Genomic DNA, 18,263 nt, shown 5'->3' with positions numbered 1-18,263 from the left:
CTATTTTACCGGGAAGGGGGCAGAGCATGCATCCACAGAATCTACGGGCTTTGATTCCGGGCTCCGCCCCGGTTATCTGCCGGAAGGATATACGCTTTACAATTGTGTGGAGGGTGAAGAATTTGTTCACCTGGAATATGCAGATGGGGAAAATCAGCTTTATGTGAACTATGGATTGCACGAGGAAATTATGTTGGATATCGAACATCGACATGCACATCCAGAATTCATCGACTCATTTCAGGGGTGTTTCTGGATGCAAGTGGATTCAGAACATGACAACGCATTACAGTGGGAGGATGACCAATATGTATTTGTTATTCTCGGAAACCTGGATGAGCAGGAATTGGTGAAAATTGCAGAAAGTTTTTATCACTAAGTGCATATTTTGCAGTTTTTTCTCCTTTTGAAACGTATTTATAATAGGCAGGTTGCCTGATGTCTATTTTAGCAGAAAGGAGGGGAAACGATGAACAAGCAAAAGAAGCTGGTTATTCTGCTGACACTGGTGCTTTGTATCTTTATCATGCCCTTACAGGCATTTGCGGCTACAGGCGGCAATCACATAGTTGCGCCCCAGTGGGACAATACGTCTATGGTTACCATGTCGTTGAGATGTGCAAACTATAATGCACACTGTGATGTTCAAGTTATAGGATACTCCGGTACAACAAAAATCACAGGCACAGTCAAGTTGCAGATGAGAATCGCAGGTATTTATTGTACACAGAAAACCTGGAATGTCAGTGCCAGTGGGCAGTCCCTGGTGTTTGAAGAAGATCAGCCGCTTGCCATGAAGGGTATGTATCGGTTGGTTCTGGATGTGGATGTTACACGGAAGGGCACAACGGAGAATATCTGGCTCGATAAGGTTACCAGGTATAGTTAAGGCGATCCCGCACAAAGCATGTCTGAGGACTTGACCTTCAGACAGAATCACAGGAAAAAGGCAGTATGCTTGTACGCATACTGCCTTTTGATCTATATGAAGGCGAAGGCAATGCCCGGAATGGGATCACCTCCAGTGCGTCACCGCACTCCACACCTGGCGAATGGACGGCTGACGCTTGGACAGATCAGCAGGAGGGAATGCCCATGCTGATGATTTCTGATTTTGTTCTTTTGCATCGTTCTGTTCCTTTCTGCTGATCCGCAGCGGTCTGCCTCTTTCTTTTGTTCACAGCTGTACGATGTGTCCCGTACTATCCTGTGCTTTTATCATAGCATAGAATTTTGGAAAAGGGAAGGGGTTCTTTTTGCATATTTCTGTCTTGTACTGTCGAATACCCCGGCTTTGTGTCTATGGCTTCTGTTTTTTTAAAAAGCAAAGGTGAAAGCAGCATCCCCGGTCGGAATTTGGCTCTAGGATCAGCTCACCACCCTGATCCTCCGTGATCCGCTTGGCAATGGAAAGCCCGATGCCTGTGCTGGCTTCGCTGAGGGCACTGCTGTGCCGATTGAATCGCTCAAACAGCGCCGCCCGCTCTGCCGGACTGATACCGGAGCCGTTATCCCGGATGGTCAGCTGCACGGTCATCGGTGTTTCTTCTCCGGTGATCTCCACTCGTCCGCCCTTGGTATGCTCCAGCGCATTCTTTACCAGATTGGTCAAGGCTTCGGACAGCCAGGCAGGATCGTGCCACAGCAGTATTTCCTTTGGCACATTGCAAAAAAACTCCGTATCCTGTTGGACGGCTGTTTGCCGGAACCGCATCCACACCGAGCGGCAGGTGTCTCCCACAGGCAACAGGCGCAGGTTGTATTCCACTACGCCGGCTTCCAATCGTGCCAGCTTCAGTTGATTGCTGATGAGCCATTCCATATGACTGAGTTCCTTGAGATTGGTTTGCACAAAGCCGGTTTTCTTGTGCAGCGGCATGTCCGGATGCTCCAGCAGTAGTTCCAGATTCAGCTTGATGACGGATAGGGGTGTTTTCATCTGATGGGAGATGTCCTGCATGCGCTGCCGCAGCTGTTCCTTTTCCCGCTGCATTATCTGTTTGAAGTGCATGCAGGCATCATAGAGCCGCTGCAGCTCCAGTCCACACACCAGGAGATCCCCGTCCGGGATGCGCTTGCTCATCAAAGGTGCTTTCCCGGCGGATATGCCACGGCAGGCAGCAGTCAACGCCTGCACCCCGAGCAGAATCCTGCTTTGTGCAAACATGGCAAGCAAGAAAAGCAGCAGGGGCGCAGTCATGCCGTAAAGCAGCAGATCTGTAAGAAGCTGTTTCCGGATAATCTGATATGTCTGATTGGTCTTAGGAGACGTATCCGTGATTCGCAACCCGTATGCGCCCAGCAGAGCTTCCCCTCGTGCCAGGTCTTCCGCTGTACGCTCTTCTAACATGGCAGAGCGGATCTGTTCCCTGGCTTCCGGCATGCTGCTTTCCAGTTTCCCGGCAATCTGTAATTGCTGCGTCTGCAGCAGGCGGACATTTTGCCTAGCCTGCTTTTCGGCAAGCGCCCATCCACCCAATGTACACAGCAGTATGCAAAGCAGACTGGCAGCTGTGAAGCGGCGGACTGACCGGTTGGAAAACATATTCAAGATTCGATCCATTGATATCCGATTCCTCTCACTGTTCGTATATGCCGTACTCCGTCTACATCCAGCTTTTCCCGCAGCCGCCGGATATGCACGGAAAGGGTGTTGTCATCCACATATTCTCCGTGCTGATCCCAGAGACAATTCAAAATCTGTTCCCGGGTCATCACTCTGCCGCTGTTGATTTGCAGGTACTGTACCAGCTTGCGTTCCGTGGCGGTGAGGGTATCCGGCAGCGGCGTATTGCCCTTGGCACGACGGATCTGCACCCGAATTCGGGCAATCAGCTCCCGGAGCCGGAAGGGCTTTGTAATGTAATCATCCGCCCCAAGCTCCAGCCCATGTACAATGTCTGCCTCGTCATCACGGGCAGTAAGAAACACCACCGGGCAGTTCTCTTTTTGGCGGATCCTTTTGCAAAAATCATAGCCGCAGCCGTCCGGCAAGGATACATCCAGCAAAATCAGATCCACTCCCTGGCAGTTTTCCTCCGCTTGATCCAGGGTACGAGCATGCCGTACTGCGAACTGCTCCGCCTCCAGGGCGTAAACCAGGCTTTCCGCCATTGCCGTATCATCCTCCACCAGCAGAATTTGATCCATATCGACGCCTCTCTTCTGTTTCGTTTGTTTCATTATATAATATTCAGAAAGGTTTGTAAAGATGTCATGATTCGAGGGATTTCCTCTTGACAAAGCCACAGAAAGAGAGTAAAATTGAAAATGATTCTTAATTTGATTTTGGAGGGATCCTTTTGGAACGGAATGCAGGCTATCATACCCGGCAAAAGGCTATGATCTATCAATATATTCTGGACAACCGGCAGCGGCACATCACCGCTACGGATATTGCCAGTTTTCTTGCGGCTGAGGGCACACCTGTCGGTATTGCCACCATTTATCGCTATCTGGACAAGCTGGTGGAACAGGGGGAGATCCGGAAGTACATTATGGACGAAAAAAGCAGTGCCTGCTATCAATATGTGGAGGAGCATGCGACTTGTCCGCTGCATTTTCACTTAAAATGCGTGCGATGCGGAAGGCTGATCCACACGGATTGCAGCTACCTGCAACAGATCGATCAACACATCCTGGAGCATCACGGCTTTCATGTGGATCATTCCAAAACCGTATTTTATGGGGTGTGTCAGGAGTGCAGTCAGACAGAGGAGGATAAGAAGTGAAAAAATGGACGCTATGGCTTATGACCCTTTGTCTGGGCGTGAGCATGTTGAGCGGATGCACCTGGCCGGGGGAGCCGTCCGATGGTGCTCTGCGGGTAGTGACCACTGTTTTCCCCAGCTATGATTTTACCCGACAGATCGCAGGGGATCATGCCCAGGTTACCATGCTGCTGACTCCCGGCGCAGAAAGCCATTCCTATGAGCCAACTCCGGCGGATGTGCTGCGGATCCAGCAGTGCGACCTGTTTGTGTATATCGGCGGAGAGTCCGAGGTCTGGGTGGAGGAGATCCTCAAGAGTCTGGAAGGGAAGAATATCCGGACTTTGCGGCTCTTTGACTGTGTTGCCCCATTGGAGGAGGAAGAGATCGAGGGGGCTGACCACGGGCACGAACATGAACATGCCCATGAGGAAGAAGCGGAATACGACGAGCATATCTGGACAGCACCCCAGAATGCCCTTGCCATGTCGAAGGCAATTGCGGATTCCCTGGAAGCTGCGGATCCGGCGCATGCAGATGCATACCGGCAGAAGCTGGACGCATACAGCAAGGAGCTGACGGAGCTGGATGCCGACTTTTCCAAGACGGTTTCAGAGGGAAAGCGGCGGGAAATCGTATTCGGTGACCGGTTCCCGTTCCGGTATTTTGCCCACGCCTACGGCTTGGAATACTATGCGGCATTTTCCGGTTGCAGCAGCGAAACGGAAGCCAGCCCTGCTACCATGTCCTTTCTGATCCGACAGGTCAAGGAGGACAGGATCCCTCTGGTGTTCTACACGGAGTCCTCCAACCATAAGATCGCTGATCGGCTTGCAGAAGCTACCGGCGCAAAGACGGCGCTGTTTCATTCCTGCAACAATGTAAGCAAGGAAGAATTGGAGTCCGGTGCAACCTATGTATCTTTGATGCGGCAGAATCTTGATGCACTGGAACATGCGCTGAATGACGAGTTAGGAGCATAACCATGAACGATTTTTACAGTATGCTGACACCGGAATTTCTCACGGTGATCCTGCTGCCGGCACTGATCGGCGGCATTGCAGTGACCCTTTGCTCCAGCCTGCTGGGGGTGAGTCTGGTACTCAAGCGGTATTCTATGATCGGGGACGGGCTGTCCCATGTGGGCTTCGGTGCCCTGTCCGTAGCGGCAGTCATGAATCTGGCACCTCTGAAGGTTGCAATTCCTGTGGTGATCCTGGCAGCGGTATTTCTTCTGCGGCTGTCGGAGCACTCCCAGCTGAAAGGGGATTCCGCCATTGCGATTTTCTCCACCTCCGCCCTTGCCATCGGCGTGCTGGTATCCTCCAAAGCCGGGCTGACCAATGACGTAAGCCACTACATGTTCGGCAGTATTCTTGCCATGAGCCGGGAGGATGTGCTGCTGAGCGTGGTGCTGTCTTTGCTGGTGATCGCCGCATACCTGCTGCTGTATCACAAGATTTACGCCATTACCTTTGACGAGGATTTTGCAAAAGCCACCGGCACCAATGTACGGTTTTACAATCTGCTGCTGGCGGTGCTGACCGCTGTTACTGTGGTGCTTGGCATGATGATGATGGGGGCGCTGCTGATTTCCAGTCTGATTATTTTCCCCTCTGTTACCGCTATGCGAGTCTGCCGCAGCTTCCGGAGCGTGGTGATCTGTGCCGCTTTGGTATCAGTGGTCTGCTTCCTGTTCGGCTTTTTCCTGTCCCTGACCTTTGATACCGCACCTGGCGCAAGCGTTGTGGTAGCGAACCTGGTGGTATTCCTGCTCTTTACGCTGATCGGCAGACTGCGCAGCGGCGGCAAAGCTACTGCTTGATCTGCTGCCTGCTGCCGTTCCAGATGCGGATCTGTTCCGTGTCCGGGACGGCAGTGCTTTGAGTTGGGGGCGTTTTGATGGGTCTTGGGGTATAGATCTTCATTGCAACCTCTTGTTCCTGCTTTTCATCCATGGTTATGCACTCCTTTTTATAAAAATGCCTTCAGCTCATTGACAAATGCCTGTTCATGCTCCAGGATCTTCTGTCCCTGGATCTGTAACTGTGCAGGCACCTTTTCACTGTGGTTCAGATGCTGTACCAGCTGGATGATGCCCATCTGGCTGCCCTGCATCATCATCTTCGCCAGCTTTTCGTCTGTCACATGACATGCCGTTTTCCACCGGATCATCAGATCCATCCACAGTTTCAGCATGCAGCCAGGCTCAGTTGGCACATCATACAGTCCCTGGATCTGCTGGGTCAGTTGATCTTTCTGCTGCTGGTAATATTGCAGCTGTTTGTAAAGCGTCAGCTTAAAATGTTCATTTTGCGCCTTGGAAAGGATTCCACGAATTGCATCAGCGCCCAGTGCCGCATTGTAATAAAAAGCATTGAGCAGGGAGAGCATTTGCTTTTTCATAAAATTCCACATTCCTTTCGGTGTTTGTCCTTGCTTTTTTGCTGTGCATTTGTTATACTAGTAGTGTATCACGTTTTGCGCCGTTTAAACATGGCGTTTCAAAGATCGGAGTCGGTTTTATGACCAATCAGAAAACCAGTTTATCCAAAGCCATGCTGCTGGGCGTTGGCAGTATGCTTCTGTCTGAAATTCTTTGCCTATTTGTGGCATTCAGCTGCGCCATGCTTGCGGTTTCCGTGCCTGCCGCCAAGTGGTTCAGTCTCCTTTGCACCACCGGAATCCATTTGGGACTGATGGCAGATTATGCTGTAAAAATTGCAAAGCGGGATCGGGTGGAGGAACGCCGTTTTCAGCAGCCTCATCGGCAAAGCCGTCCTTTCTGGATGGCTCTGGCATCTATTTCTCCTCTGCTGCTGCTGTGGGTTCTGCTTCTTCTGTGCCGGATCGGCAGCCGGGGAGATTTCTTGCCGGCGTACCGGCTGCTCAATGCCCATTACTTTCAGCTTTTGAATTTGCTGACCGGCTCCGGCACCCTGGCGGATGTGAGCCTGGGTCGTTTGTGCGTGATTCCTCTGTGCTTTCTGGTGACGTTTTTATGTATTGTGGCAGCCTACTGGGCGGGCTATTCTGGAAAATCCACAACGGACATGCAGTACGAGAGCTGATTGCTCAAAAAGATTGGAGAAGGCTTATGAAATTCCGGTTCAATTCTCATTATAATACCATTGCTGCCTATGTGGTGCTGGTGTTTGCGTTCTGTCTGGCACTGGTGGCGGTGGTGTTCCGCTTCAGCGCACTGATGGCATATGTACACCGCCTGTTCAAGGTGATTGCGCCCATTACCTGGGGCATTGTGATCGCCTATCTGAGCACGCCGTTGCTGACCTTTTTTGAAAAATATCTGAAGAAGTGGATCAACCGGAAAAAGGAGCACAATAAGCTGATCCGTGTGATTTCCATCTTCCTGTGTATGTCCATTCTGATCCTGTCCATTGTGGGCATCGTGTATGCTGTGATCCCGGAGATCATCAGCAGTATGAAAAACATCTTTACTCTGCTGCCGGATTATCTGAGCAATTTACAGCAGTATCTGACCAACCGGTTCAATTCCTTCATTCAGGATAATCCAGAGCTGGGGGAGAAGCTGACCAACTGCTTCACCAGTTTGCAGGATATGCTGTTGGGACTGGCGGATGAATACAGTCCCAAGCTGGACAGTCTGCTGGACAAGGAAGGCGTGGTGGCAAATGTAACCAGCAGTGCCTATGCATTTCTCATTACGCTGAAGGATTTTTGCCTGGGTCTGTTTGTTTCGGTGTATCTGCTGTACAGCAAGGAATTGTTCCTGGCGCAGATCAAAAAAGTGGTACATGCGCTCTTTTCCAAGCGGCACTGTGAGCTCATTTTCCGCATCGCTTCCCGCACCAATTATACCTTCATGCATTTCTTCTCCGGTAAGGCAGTGGATTCCCTGATTATCGGCATGCTGTGCTTCATCATTCTCACCATCATGAAAATGCCTTATGTGCTGTTGATCTCCATTCTCGTAGGCGTTACCAATATGCTGCCCTTTTTCGGCCCCATTATCGGTGCCGTGCCCAGTGGTCTGCTGATCCTGCTGTCCGAGCCGGATCGAACGCTGGCGTTTGTAATTTTCATTATTCTGCTGCAACAGTTTGACGGTAACATTCTCGGCCCAAAGATCCTGGGCAATTCTCTGGGCTTGTCACCCTTCTGGATTATGTTTGCAATTTTCCTGGGCGGCGGCATGTTCAATTTCCTGGGGATGGTGGCATTTGTACCGCTGTTCGCCGTACTGTATGCCTTCTTCCGGGACAGCGTGAACCAGCGGCTTTCCAAAAAGCACCTACCTGTAGGCAGTGAAGCGTATATGTCCCCCGGCATGATCACTCGGGAAAATCCAAAGCCGGTGCCAGCTGAAAAGCCTGCGGATACTAAAAAACAAACGGAGGACAAACCACATGATACAACAGATTCAAAAGGAAATTGAACAGGTTAAACAAAAACTGGATGTGGCAATTATGGCACACAGCTACCAGGGGCATGAGATCTTGGAGGTAGCCGACGCAGTGGGGGACAGCTTTCAGCTGAGCAAGCAGGCGCAGGCTTGCAGTCAGTCCAGAATCCTGCTGTGCGGCGTGCATTTTATGGCAGAAACCGCAAAGCTCCTTTCTCCGGAAAAGCAGGTATACCTTGCCCATCCCGGGGCGGTCTGCCCTATGGCGGAGCAGTTTACTCCGGAGAAAATTCTGGAGGAAAAGGAAAAATATCCGGGCTGCAAGGTGGTGGCATATATCAACACCACAGCTGCATTAAAGGCGGTCAGCGATGTGTGCGTCACTTCCTCCTCTGCGGAGCAGATCGTCCGGAACATAGATGCGGAGGATATCCTCTTTATTCCCGACTGCAACCTGGGCAGCTATGTCCAGAGCCGGGTACCGGAAAAGCGGATTCACCTGCTTTCCGGTGGATGCCCGGTACATGCTTCCGTAGAGCCGGAGGATCTGGCTGCGGCACGGGCACTGCATCCAGGTGTGGAGATTCTGGTGCATCCGGAGTGCCGGAAGGAGGTCACTGCCGCAGCGGATTTTGCCGGTGCAACCTCTGCCATCATGGCGTATGCCAAGCAATCGGACAAGGATGCATTTATCATCGGCACCGAGATCAGCATCACGGAGCACTTACAGTATGCCTGCCCGAACAAGCAGTTTTATGATCTATCCAAAAAGCTGATCTGTCCGGATATGAAGCTGACCACGTTGATGGATGTGCTCCATACCCTACGACAGATCGACGGGGATACCGCCCAGGAGATCCTGATCCCGCCGGAGATCCAGTCTGCCGCCCGGCATTCCATTGAAGAAATGCTTCGGCTGGGAAATTAAGCAGAAAATTGCAAAAAAAACAGCCATCGGAAACCCGGTGGCTGTTTTCATTTATTTTACATGCTCTGCAAGGGGCGTAATGTTCTGATTCTTCACTGCCTGGGCAACCAGATTGGCAACCGCTTTGGCACCGGTTTCGGTGAAATGGGTCATATCCGTGCTGCCTTCCACTGCCGAGATCAGATGATAGGTATACGCCGTATCGTAGCCAATGGCGTTGTAATGCGCCACCATCAGGCTATTCAGGTCGATGCAGGGAATGTTATATTTTGCGGCAATATCCTTCATTGCCTGGCAGTAGTTCCCGTAGCTGTTGACGAATTTTCCGCCGGAGTATGCCTTTAGCCCAATGACGGTGGTCACCAGAATGGGGGTTGCGCCCTTATCCAATGCTCCCTCCACATACTTTTCAATGTAGAACTCAAAAGAGCCGTTAGTGGGATTTGTTGCCGAGCCGCATACCGGCGCATACCGCTCTGCGTTGGACGCAGCGGAGTCGTTGATGCCGAATTGAACCATCAGATAATCTCCGGCTTTGATCTCGCCCAGAATGGTATCCAACCTACCATTGTCATAAAAGCTCTTGGAGCTTCTGCCGGCAATGGCACGGTTGCTGACAGATACGCTGCTGTCGAGATAATCAGCCAGATATGCGCCCCAGCCCTGCTGCGGTGCGTAGCTTGCCCGATAGGTCTGGACGGTGGAATCTCCGGCAATGTATATAGTGGGATTGCTGCCGGCAGGCTGGGTCTCGGCGAGCTTTACATAGGTTTCCGCAATGGGCTCATCCGTCTGCTCCAGGGTGATATAGTCCATGTTGGGGCCGCCCTCTGCGGTATCGGATACTGCGGTAATGGAATTGATGCCTGCCTGCAGAGGCAGAACAATGCCTCTGTCCTGCCAGACGGTCCAAGCTCCCGTAGTGAGGAAATCCTGGCGCCAACGGTCGGTGCCTCCGTTAACGCTGAGCATCATAGGCCGGTTATTGGCACTGCCGTTTGCGACCCGGAAGGTCACCAGATAATTGCCGGTCTTGGGCACAGAAACCCGGAAGGTCACGCTGCTGCCCAATTCATTGTTCAGATTCAGATAGGCATCAGCCGTGTAGCCTGCATTGATGGTTTCTGTAATACCCTGGGTGAAATCTGCTTTGATGGCATCATACCGGGCAATCTGTGCAGCCGGGATCTCCCGGATCATCCGGGCTGCATACTTTTGCAGCAGAACCAGGTCTGCAACCGTTGCACTGCCGTCATAGTTTACATCTGCTGCCAGTTCCATGGCTTTTGTGCCAAAGCCGCTGTTCAGCGCCTGCCGGAACAAGACAATATCCACACCGTTCAGAATCCCGTCATCGTTGAGATCCCCCTTGATGAGCGCCTTGACAGGTTCTGTGACAACCGGCAGGGAAGCTGCCTCCAGCTTCCAGCGCTGGGATGCAAGGCCGGTGTAAGTGGATTCAATCACATTTCCGCCGTTTGCTGTGGAACTGTCTGTGGGCATCAGTACGCTGTGCCCGTTGGTCACCTTTGTGCCGATCCGGAAAGTCCCATCCCCACAGTCGATGAATTTGTACAGCTGCGCATCAGAATGGGTGTTCTGATAAATGCCGATATTAGTACCGTCCTGGATTTTGCCGTAATCCACATCCAACAGGAAGGTGTTGCCGTCTCCCAGCATGGAATATATGTAGTAATAGCCATCATTCTGTCCGGAGGGTACCACCTTCCACAGATTATGCTGCTGTACGCCATTGGCACCCCACTGCTGCACATTGGCACCGTTTTCCGCCTTGCCCTCCTGCACCTCCAGATACAAGCCGCTGTTCACATTCTGAATCTGATAGGTGGTATTTGCCGGAAGCTCCGTTCCGGGCAGTTCCGAGATGGTGGAGAAGGACACGCTTTTTGCCACCAGTTCCGCCAGCACCGTTGCGCCGGCACGGTTTGGATGCAGGGTATCCGAATCAATATACAGGGTATCTGTAACAGTTTGCCCTACGGATTTACAGTGGTTGTAGAACAGCTTGAACAGGTCGATGCACTGCACATTCTGCTCGCTGGCAACCTGTTTGACGGTGCCGTTGAACCAGCGTCCGCTGTCCGCATTCAGCGCAGAGTTGGAGATGTCACCCTGACGTCCCTGCTGTGCAACCAGGATCACCGTAGCGCCCTTTGCTTTAGCCTGCTTGGTCATGGAGGTGAGGGCATTGTAGTATGCCTCCTGGTTGGAGTAGTTGGTATCGTTGATGCCGATGGAGATGAAATAGTAATCTCCCGGTTTGATGTATTTGAGAATGGCGTCAAACTGCCCGTAGTTCATAAACGCTTCTGCATACTGTCCGCCGGTCGCCATGTTCCGGACCTGGTACACATTGGTGTCAATGAACCGGGGGAAGATTTGCCCCCAGCCAGCCTGTGTGCTGGTCGCCAGAGGGTAGTAGTTGCAGACGGTAGAATCCCCGCAAAGCCAGATGGTAGGTTTCATCGTGGGATCGCTGGACAACTTGGTAATCTCCAGGGCACTGAGCGTGTAGGGATATCCATCCTTCCCGGCGGTACAGTTGATATTCAGTTGACCGTCCGTAATGGGGATCTGGAAGGTATCCGTTGCGTTGTTGCCCGTCAGATTCATTAGCTGGTACACGCCTTCTGCAGCTACACTGGTGCGGTTAGTATTGCCCAAAGTCACCGTAACCTGATACAGCCCGTTATCCAGATCTACGTCAAAGGTGTTGTCCGTAGAAACACCGGATGTTACGAATTGAACTGCATCGCTCAGTGCGCCGCTGCCGGATGCGGTAACGTTTTTCATATTTCCCGGTGTCCGGAAGCCATAGCCTCGCTGCGCAGAATAGCTGGTGGATGCATCCACTCCGATGTATCCGTTTTCCGTACCGCCTGCACCAAAATCAAAGCGGTAGCTGCTGGGCGCTGCGGATACGGACTGGCTTTCACTGATGTCCGGCAGACCAGCCAAACAGGTGCATGCCATTGCCGCTGCAGACAGCATGCCCATCAGGCGTTTCAACCTGAACGTCATAATCATTCCCCCTTGTGTCGTTTGCATTCTAACCTTTTATAGATTGATTGTAACATTATATACACAGTCTGTCAATATATAATAGTGCAATTAGAACAAAAATGTCATATAAATAGTACAAAAGCACATCTGAAACGCCTACAAGGTTGACGGAGCCGTTTTCCTCTGCTATAATAATGCTGAATGACGACACCGCACAAAGCCCGCCTGTCGGCTATGCGTAGCATCTGCTGACGAATTTTCCGTCATATCACACAAAAATTCCTTGCAATACGCCAGTATTCCTGCGTCGTTTCTATGCAATCTGACGAAAAATCTGTTGGCACATCTACCACACATTCTTTGTGCGGTATTGCCTTAAAATGAGAAACCGGAGCGTGAAACCATGCGTCAGAATCATATTGCCCTGGCAGCGGCTGCTGTGCTGTTGACAGGCTGTGTAACAGGATGTTCCTCTGCACAGCAAAGCAGTCAGACACCTATATCCACCACCGCAGAATCCTCCGTCCTGTTCGACTCGGACAGGGAGTTGATCGACCGTTCCCTGGTATCCCTCGGGAATACCAGCCGAATCCGGGCTGCTATGGATCGAGCCAAAACCGGCAATGCGACCATCGGGTTTATTGGCGGTTCTATTACCGAGGGCATGACAGCAGGGGGAAGAGATTGCTATGCAGCACATACCCATCAGTACTTCCAGACGCAGTTCGCCAAAGGAAAGGAAGTACAGTACGTCAATGCTGGACTCAGCGGCACCTCCTCGGTACTGGGATTGCTCCGGGCGCAGAAGGAATTGTTTCAGTATGCGCCGGATGTAATCTTCATTGAGTTTGCAGTCAATGACGCCCAGGATGCACAGCACCGCATTGCCTACGAAAGCCTGGTAAAGGAATGCTTGAATCAGCCACAGAAGCCGGCGGTGGTATTGCTGTTTACTGTGCTGAAGGACGGGTACTCCTGTCAGGAACAAATGGCACAGATCGGTGCAGCCTATGACCTGCCCATGATCAGTGTAGGAGACGCACTGAACCCGGCGTTCCAGTCCGGGGACATGCAGTGGAGCGAATACTCCGATGATACCTCTCATCCCAACAAATTCGGACATCAGATTGTGGCATCCATGCTTTCCAATTACCTGGACAAAGCTGCAACTCAGCCTCCGACCGAGGAGAAGCTGCCGGAGACGCCGGTATTCGGGGACGGATACATGGGGGCAACCCTGCTGGATATGTCCGCAGTAGCCGTAACAGGATATGGCTCCTTTGAACCAAAAAGCTTTTCTATGCTGTTCGATCGGGGATTCGCTGCCAAAGCGGACGGTACAGCGCAGCCTCTGTGCTTTACGGTTACAGGAAAGAAGCTGTTTTTGGTGTATACCTCCCAGAACAGCGCAGATTGGGGCATTGCCGGTGTGTATGTAAACGGACGACTGGCAAGTACAGTCACTGCCAACAGCAAAAACGGCTGGGGTGGTCCGGCAGTGGTGCTTGCCTATGAAAGCGATACCCCGCAGGAATTACAGGTACAGATCTCCATGCTGGCAGAGCAGGAATCCAAGCAGTTTCAGCTTCTTGGCGTTGGAGTTCAGTAAAAACGACACCATATGGGAAAAGCCGTACTTGCAGAGCATGCAGGTACGGCTTCTTTGTTTACTTTGATGCAGCAGGAACGGTTTGCTGTTCCACTGGTTTTGGGGAATTGTTTTTCACGTCCTGGTTCATTTTGAATACGTCTGCCACATCGCTGATGGTGATATAAGCGGCAGGGTCAATGTTATGAGTAATATTTTTCATTTTACTGATCTGGAACCGGTTCAGGACGATATAGATCACGTTCCGGTCAGTGCCGGAATAAAAGCCCTTGGCGGAGAGGATGGTCATACCCTGTTCAAACTCCAGGGACAACGCCTTGCAGACCTCCTTTTGCTTGGCGGAAACGATCAACGCCGCCTTGGAACGATCCAGGCCTTCTACGATAAAGTCCACGGTTTTTAGTGCCGCCATGTAGGTGACGATGGAATACAGGGGCAGGATCCAGCTGTGCATCACAAATCCGCAGACAATGTACAGCAGAATGTTGTATGCCATGACGAAAGTACCTACGGTAATGCCCAAGCGTTTTGCAAAGATTACCGCCATGACTTCGATGCCGTCCATGGCGCCTCCGTACCGGATGGCAGTGCCACTGCCCAATCCGGATATCAGACCGCCGAACAGGGCGCAAAGCAGCAGATCCTCTCCGGCAAGGGGGGAGGCGATGCTCACATCCACCGGCAGAACGTCCGTGATGAGCCATGCTCCAAGGGAATAGATGGCGACGGAATAGATCGCATAGATCGTAAACGTGATCCCCTGTTTTTTCAGACCATACAGGAACAGGGGAACGTTCAGCAGGATCAGAAACACGGAAAGGCTCCAGACATCTGGTGTGATCTGTGCAAGGAGCATGGAGGTACCGGAAATGCCACTGTCGTATAATTTGACCGGCGACAAAAAAATTGTGACGCCAAAGGCATTGATGATACCCGCAATGGTCAGCATCAGAAAATTCCTTGGATTCAGGCGCTTTAGGGCGCGTTTGTACTTGAGCAGCTTGTGGGTTCTTTTCATGGACATCCTCCTATTCTGTCGGGGTGGATCGGTTTTGACAGCCGTCTTTGCAGTGCCGTTTTTACTTAAACATGTATTGCATGTAGCCGTTTTCACGCAGCCACGCTTCAGCCTGTGTCTGCTCCTGCTGCCGGAAGGATCGCTCCCGGAAACAGGGGATCAGGTGCATATCGCCGCAAAGCTCCTGAGCGATGGGCATCAGCACCTGTAGCTTTTCCTGCATGCTTAATCCGGACATGCTGATCTTCTGGTTGTTGTGCCAGAAGGAATCCCGGAAGGAATTCGGGTCAATATATACAACGGCGCTTGGGGTGTTGAGCATTACCGGTTGCAGCGCCTCCGCATCCCGATTCAGTGCATCATACAGAGAAAAGGTGTACATAGCACCGCCCCCTTGCTGGGAAGCGGTCTGGTGTACGCCGTTGAGCACCCGGATCAGCCCTTCTGCACGGTTCTGCTTACTTTGCACCGGACTGCCCAGCAACTCCAGATCCGTGTCATAAAAATGGGGATAATCCAGGTCAGTACAGAGGATATTCTGAAAGCCTGCCTGCATGATTTCAGCAGTCAGAGCTTGTAAGTATGCCGCTGCAGAATCAGAGAAGGGTGACATCCAGGGCTTGCCGCCCTTTTCCGGCTTGTTGTCCAGCCACCTGCTGTATCCATCCTCCAGCAAAAATCCGGCGGTGGTATCATAAGTAGGATAGTAGGCATCATCCAGCAGAGAAAGCTGGGCAATGGCAGAAAGCTGGTGGCTTTGTATGCTTTCTGCAATTTCCCGGATGGTCAGTGTCGCATCCTTACATGCACCGCTGGCGACTGCACCCTTTACCTGGGATTGATACAGCAGGGCACCTCCCTCGATCTTCAAAGGCACGATCACACAGCATCCGGCGGGGATTTCCTGCAAAGCAGCCTCCAGCGACTCCGAGCTTTTCAAAGCGTTCTCCTTGAGAAACCGTCCCACATATTCAAAGGATTTCAGTCCGATATCTGCGGCAGGCACAGCTCCGGTCGTGGTAACAGACGTGGTGGTTTCCGGCTCTGGTGCGGTTGTGGTCAGCGGAGCAGTTGTGGCTGCCTCCGTTGCAGTTTCAGAAGCAGGCTCTGTGACGGTCTGGGAGGAATCCGGCGTGGATTCTGTACCTCCCGTCCATTTGTGGAGCAATCGGCTCAATGGCTCGGCGGCAAGGTATCCTGCCACCACCAGCAGACCAATCATCAGCATGGTCAATAAAACGGACAGAACCGAACGGAACCGGTGCTTTGTATGGAACATATTGCGCTGTCTGCCCCGGCGGGAGTAGACTTTGCGCCCTCTTGGATCTCTTCTCATGAATGGGTCTCCTTTGTGTTTCTTTTATCTTTTGTTCTTTGTTTCTTTCTCTATGTCACCAAGCCTGCTTGGTGTGAAGTTGTCTATATAATATTTGCTGCGTAAAGCGCCATACTTAATATGCCGATATAAAGCAGGATCGCCGGATACCCCCGGACGCTGGCAGGCACTCGGTCACTGGTCAGCTTTGGGTACACGGCTTTCAGCGTCCATGCGCCGATCACGAACCCCAACCCGGCAGTCAGTCCAAACCGCAGACTTGCGGACAGACTGCCGTTTTGCTCTGCATTCAGCAGCAGAGTGCCCAGTACGGCACAGTTGAAGGTACACAGGTGCACATATTTCCGGAACCGATAGAAGGTAGGTCTGCCCACTGCGTGAAGGAATACCAGCAGGAAAACGTACAGCACTGCCAGCACCAGAATATATGCCACCGGTCGGTAGGCAATATCCAAAGCCGGAAGCAGTCGGTTGATGCCATGGGTGATGCCGCAGCCCAGGGTGGTCAGAATGGTGACCATCAGACCGATTCCCACAAAATCCGTTTTGCTTTTTGCAGAAGCGGTAATGGTACTGATACCCAGCGCCTTTGTAAAGATCAGATTGGCTGTAATGGCAGTCAGGAGCATGGAAAGCAGATTGTTCATGCTGCACGCTCCTTTCTGCGGCGGAACAGGATCCGCAGCTTATGGAAGCATACTGTCAACAGTCCGGTCACAAGGAATCCGCCTGGGATAGTGGCAAGACCCGGCATAACATGGCGGAAGCCGGTCATATTGCCGAACATGGTTCCGTAGGCAAGCAGTTCCCGGATAAATCCCACCAATAGGGCTGCAAGATCAAAACCCAGAATATAGCACAGCAGGGTCACGAATAAGGTCACGCCGTCCTGCCGGTTGAACAGAAATTCTGTTTGCGTGGTGATCAGACTGCTGACCGTCAGCAGTGGCAGGTAAATGCCCATCGCCTCAAACTCCAGGGGAAAGTATTCTGCGCATACCTGGGACAGGGGGACATACACCAGTGTTGCAATCAGACTGTATACTATAATACGAAGCCCATACACCAACCGCCGGGGCACAAAGGAGGAAAACATCACGGAAATGAAGGACAGCATGGAGAACATCAGACACAACACCAGGGCATGCGCAAGGGTATCAGCACAGACGATAACCGGGCCGGCAATCAGTCCGCCGATAAGCACCGGATTTTTGTAAAAGAAGCCGTCATAGATGGTCTTTTTGCGTTTAGCGCTCATGCTGTTCCACCTCCTGTTCCCGATGGGTACGCCGGTATTGCCGCCGACGGCGGGCATATTCCATCTGCCAACTTTGGGATTTCAGAAATTGTGCCAGCGGACTGAGCAGGATGGCAGTAATGACCACAGCATATTCGATTTCGGCGAAGGTGGTCAGATACATAGAAAGGATGGCTGCCAGAAAACCGTAGAGAATGCCCCCAAGGCTTTTCGGCGCAATCCGCTGATCCGCAATCAGGAATACAGCCCCGAACAGGGTCATATTGCAGCCCAGAAGCTTGATCATATAGTCAAAATCCGCCCCCGCCAGCAGGCTCATGAGCAGATATTCCAACAGAAAGGTTACCAGCGTGGAAATGGCAACACTACGCCGGGCGATCAGAATGAAGACACCCACCGTCAGCAGCAGGATGCAGCCGGTTCCCATAGGACCGGGCAGTGCGCCCAGCAGCAGCTTGTCACTGAGATCTATCATTCGGTTGGCATGGAACTGGGCGGAGGCAGACATAGTGTATGCCGCATCGATCTGATTTCCGAGCGGCAATGCAGTATAGGGCTGTGGAAACTGAAGCAGTTCCGTGCCGAATGCCAGTATGGAAAATGTATAGCCGACAGCAGCAGGCGGAAACAGCAGATTTACTCTGCCGCCGAACAAGGCTTTTCCAATGATAATTGCTGCAAAACAGGTTATGATAAGCGTATCATAGCGCACAGATGCCGGCATCATCAGAGTCAGCGTCAATCCTGTATTGACTGCATCCAGATGGGCAGCCCGTATAGGCTGATTTCGTAGATGCAGACACACAGCGTCCAGAGCCAGACAGGTGCCGGATGCGATCAGCGCCAGGATCAGCACCCGGATGCCGTAATAATAACCGGAAAGAATGAGCAGCGCAAGCTGGACAAGAAACAGATCCAGCACAACGGCAGCTGCCGTTTTTCTATGCAATGCTGCCGTTTTTCTATGCAATGGGAGCACCTCCTTGAATTTTATGT

At 51.9% G+C, this 18,263-nt stretch carries 19 protein-coding genes; 9 read left to right on the top strand and 10 right to left on the bottom strand.

Features of this window, described 5'->3' with window-relative positions; genetic code table 11:
* Together QVO51_RS02740 and QVO51_RS02735 are read left to right on the top strand one after the other, a co-directional pair.
* A partial coding sequence (locus QVO51_RS02740; RefSeq protein ID WP_288167783.1) for a DUF4367 domain-containing protein occupies positions 1 to 379 on the top strand: 379 nt, incomplete at its 5' end.
* 90 nt (positions 380 to 469) lie between these two features.
* Positions 470 to 889 (top strand): hypothetical protein, encoded by a 420-nt coding sequence (locus tag QVO51_RS02735; RefSeq protein ID WP_022357139.1) that lies wholly within the window; start codon positions 470 to 472, stop codon positions 887 to 889.
* A 411-nt stretch (positions 890 to 1,300) separates the two neighbouring features.
* On the opposite strand, the gene QVO51_RS02730 is transcribed toward QVO51_RS02735, so the two are convergent.
* Together QVO51_RS02730 and QVO51_RS02725 are read right to left on the bottom strand one after the other, a co-directional pair.
* Positions 1,301 to 2,563: a sensor histidine kinase gene (locus QVO51_RS02730; RefSeq protein WP_022357138.1), complete on the bottom strand. Its 1,263-nt coding sequence runs from the start codon at positions 2,561 to 2,563 to the stop codon at positions 1,301 to 1,303.
* A complete protein-coding gene (locus QVO51_RS02725) occupies positions 2,548 to 3,150 on the bottom strand; it encodes a response regulator transcription factor (RefSeq protein WP_022357137.1) in 603 nt (200 codons plus the stop codon). The genes QVO51_RS02730 and QVO51_RS02725 overlap by 16 nt, the downstream gene beginning before the upstream one ends.
* 152 nt (positions 3,151 to 3,302) lie before the next feature.
* Here QVO51_RS02725 and QVO51_RS02720 point away from each other — a divergent pair, with 152 nt between their 5' ends.
* Genes QVO51_RS02720 through QVO51_RS02710 form a run of 3 tightly spaced genes read left to right on the top strand, consistent with a single transcriptional unit; the run spans position 3,303 to position 5,535 of the window.
* Positions 3,303 to 3,731 (top strand): Fur family transcriptional regulator, encoded by a 429-nt coding sequence (locus QVO51_RS02720; protein ID WP_022357136.1) that lies wholly within the window; start codon positions 3,303 to 3,305, stop codon positions 3,729 to 3,731.
* Positions 3,728 to 4,693, top strand: a complete 966-nt coding sequence (locus tag QVO51_RS02715) for a metal ABC transporter substrate-binding protein (RefSeq protein WP_022357135.1) — start codon at positions 3,728 to 3,730, stop codon at positions 4,691 to 4,693. The genes QVO51_RS02720 and QVO51_RS02715 overlap by 4 nt, the downstream gene beginning before the upstream one ends.
* Before the next feature lie 2 nt (positions 4,694 to 4,695).
* The gene (locus tag QVO51_RS02710; protein WP_022357134.1) at positions 4,696 to 5,535 is read left to right on the top strand and encodes a metal ABC transporter permease; all 840 of its coding nucleotides are present in this window, start codon (positions 4,696 to 4,698) and stop codon (positions 5,533 to 5,535) included.
* Here QVO51_RS02710 and QVO51_RS02705 read toward each other — a convergent pair.
* Together QVO51_RS02705 and QVO51_RS02700 are read right to left on the bottom strand one after the other, a co-directional pair.
* Positions 5,525 to 5,668 (bottom strand): hypothetical protein, encoded by a 144-nt coding sequence (locus QVO51_RS02705; RefSeq protein ID WP_015558880.1) that lies wholly within the window; start codon positions 5,666 to 5,668, stop codon positions 5,525 to 5,527. The two genes, QVO51_RS02710 and QVO51_RS02705, sit on opposite strands and share 11 nt — an antisense overlap.
* Positions 5,669 to 5,684: 16 nt before the next feature.
* Entirely contained in the window at positions 5,685 to 6,116 is a 432-nt protein-coding gene (locus tag QVO51_RS02700; RefSeq protein ID WP_022357133.1) for a hypothetical protein, read from the bottom strand.
* Positions 6,117 to 6,235: 119 nt separating this feature from the next.
* On the opposite strand from QVO51_RS02700, the gene QVO51_RS02695 reads away from it, so the two are divergent.
* Genes QVO51_RS02695 through nadA form a run of 3 tightly spaced genes read left to right on the top strand, consistent with a single transcriptional unit; the run spans position 6,236 to position 9,022 of the window.
* A complete protein-coding gene (locus tag QVO51_RS02695; protein ID WP_022357132.1) occupies positions 6,236 to 6,781 on the top strand; it encodes a hypothetical protein in 546 nt (181 codons plus the stop codon).
* Positions 6,782 to 6,807: 26 nt separating this feature from the next.
* Positions 6,808 to 8,127, top strand: a complete 1,320-nt coding sequence (locus QVO51_RS02690) for an AI-2E family transporter (protein WP_022357131.1) — start codon at positions 6,808 to 6,810, stop codon at positions 8,125 to 8,127.
* Positions 8,099 to 9,022: a quinolinate synthase NadA gene (gene nadA / locus QVO51_RS02685; RefSeq protein ID WP_022357130.1), complete on the top strand. Its 924-nt coding sequence runs from the start codon at positions 8,099 to 8,101 to the stop codon at positions 9,020 to 9,022. Before QVO51_RS02690 ends, nadA begins: the two co-directional genes overlap by 29 nt.
* 51 nt (positions 9,023 to 9,073) lie before the next feature.
* Here the strand turns inward: nadA and QVO51_RS02680 are convergent, their stop codons facing one another.
* Positions 9,074 to 12,064 carry a GDSL-type esterase/lipase family protein gene (locus QVO51_RS02680; RefSeq protein WP_022357129.1) on the bottom strand — a complete coding sequence of 997 codons (2,991 nt, stop codon included), beginning with the start codon at positions 12,062 to 12,064 and terminating at the stop codon, positions 9,074 to 9,076.
* Positions 12,065 to 12,449: 385 nt separating this feature from the next.
* Here QVO51_RS02680 and QVO51_RS02675 point away from each other — a divergent pair, with 385 nt between their 5' ends.
* Positions 12,450 to 13,655 (top strand): SGNH/GDSL hydrolase family protein, encoded by a 1,206-nt coding sequence (locus QVO51_RS02675; protein WP_022357128.1) that lies wholly within the window; start codon positions 12,450 to 12,452, stop codon positions 13,653 to 13,655.
* Positions 13,656 to 13,713: 58 nt separating this feature from the next.
* Here the strand turns inward: QVO51_RS02675 and QVO51_RS02670 are convergent, their stop codons facing one another.
* The 5 genes from QVO51_RS02670 to QVO51_RS02650 all read right to left on the bottom strand — a co-directional run bounded on the left by QVO51_RS02670 (position 13,714) and on the right by QVO51_RS02650 (position 18,237).
* On the bottom strand, positions 13,714 to 14,673 hold the full coding sequence (locus tag QVO51_RS02670) for a YitT family protein (RefSeq protein ID WP_022357127.1): 960 nt from the start codon (positions 14,671 to 14,673) through the stop codon (positions 13,714 to 13,716).
* A gap of 61 nt (positions 14,674 to 14,734) precedes the next feature.
* Entirely contained in the window at positions 14,735 to 16,009 is a 1,275-nt protein-coding gene (locus tag QVO51_RS02665) for a putative glycoside hydrolase (RefSeq protein ID WP_022357126.1), read from the bottom strand.
* An 83-nt stretch (positions 16,010 to 16,092) separates the two neighbouring features.
* Entirely contained in the window at positions 16,093 to 16,656 is a 564-nt protein-coding gene (locus tag QVO51_RS02660; RefSeq protein ID WP_022357125.1) for an Rnf-Nqr domain containing protein, read from the bottom strand.
* Positions 16,653 to 17,267 (bottom strand): Rnf-Nqr domain containing protein, encoded by a 615-nt coding sequence (locus tag QVO51_RS02655; protein WP_022357124.1) that lies wholly within the window; start codon positions 17,265 to 17,267, stop codon positions 16,653 to 16,655. The genes QVO51_RS02660 and QVO51_RS02655 overlap by 4 nt, the downstream gene beginning before the upstream one ends.
* The gene (locus QVO51_RS02650) at positions 17,257 to 18,237 is read right to left on the bottom strand and encodes an RnfABCDGE type electron transport complex subunit D (RefSeq protein WP_022357123.1); all 981 of its coding nucleotides are present in this window, start codon (positions 18,235 to 18,237) and stop codon (positions 17,257 to 17,259) included. The genes QVO51_RS02655 and QVO51_RS02650 overlap by 11 nt, the downstream gene beginning before the upstream one ends.
* Positions 18,238 to 18,263: the final 26 nt, after the last annotated feature.

Origin of the sequence: Ruminococcus sp. CAG:379 (assembly GCF_000434255.1) — a bacterium.
GTDB classification, from domain to species: Bacteria; Bacillota; Clostridia; order Oscillospirales; family Ruminococcaceae; genus Ruminococcus_F; species Ruminococcus_F champanellensis.
This window is presented reverse-complemented; position numbering and strand designations above follow the sequence as displayed.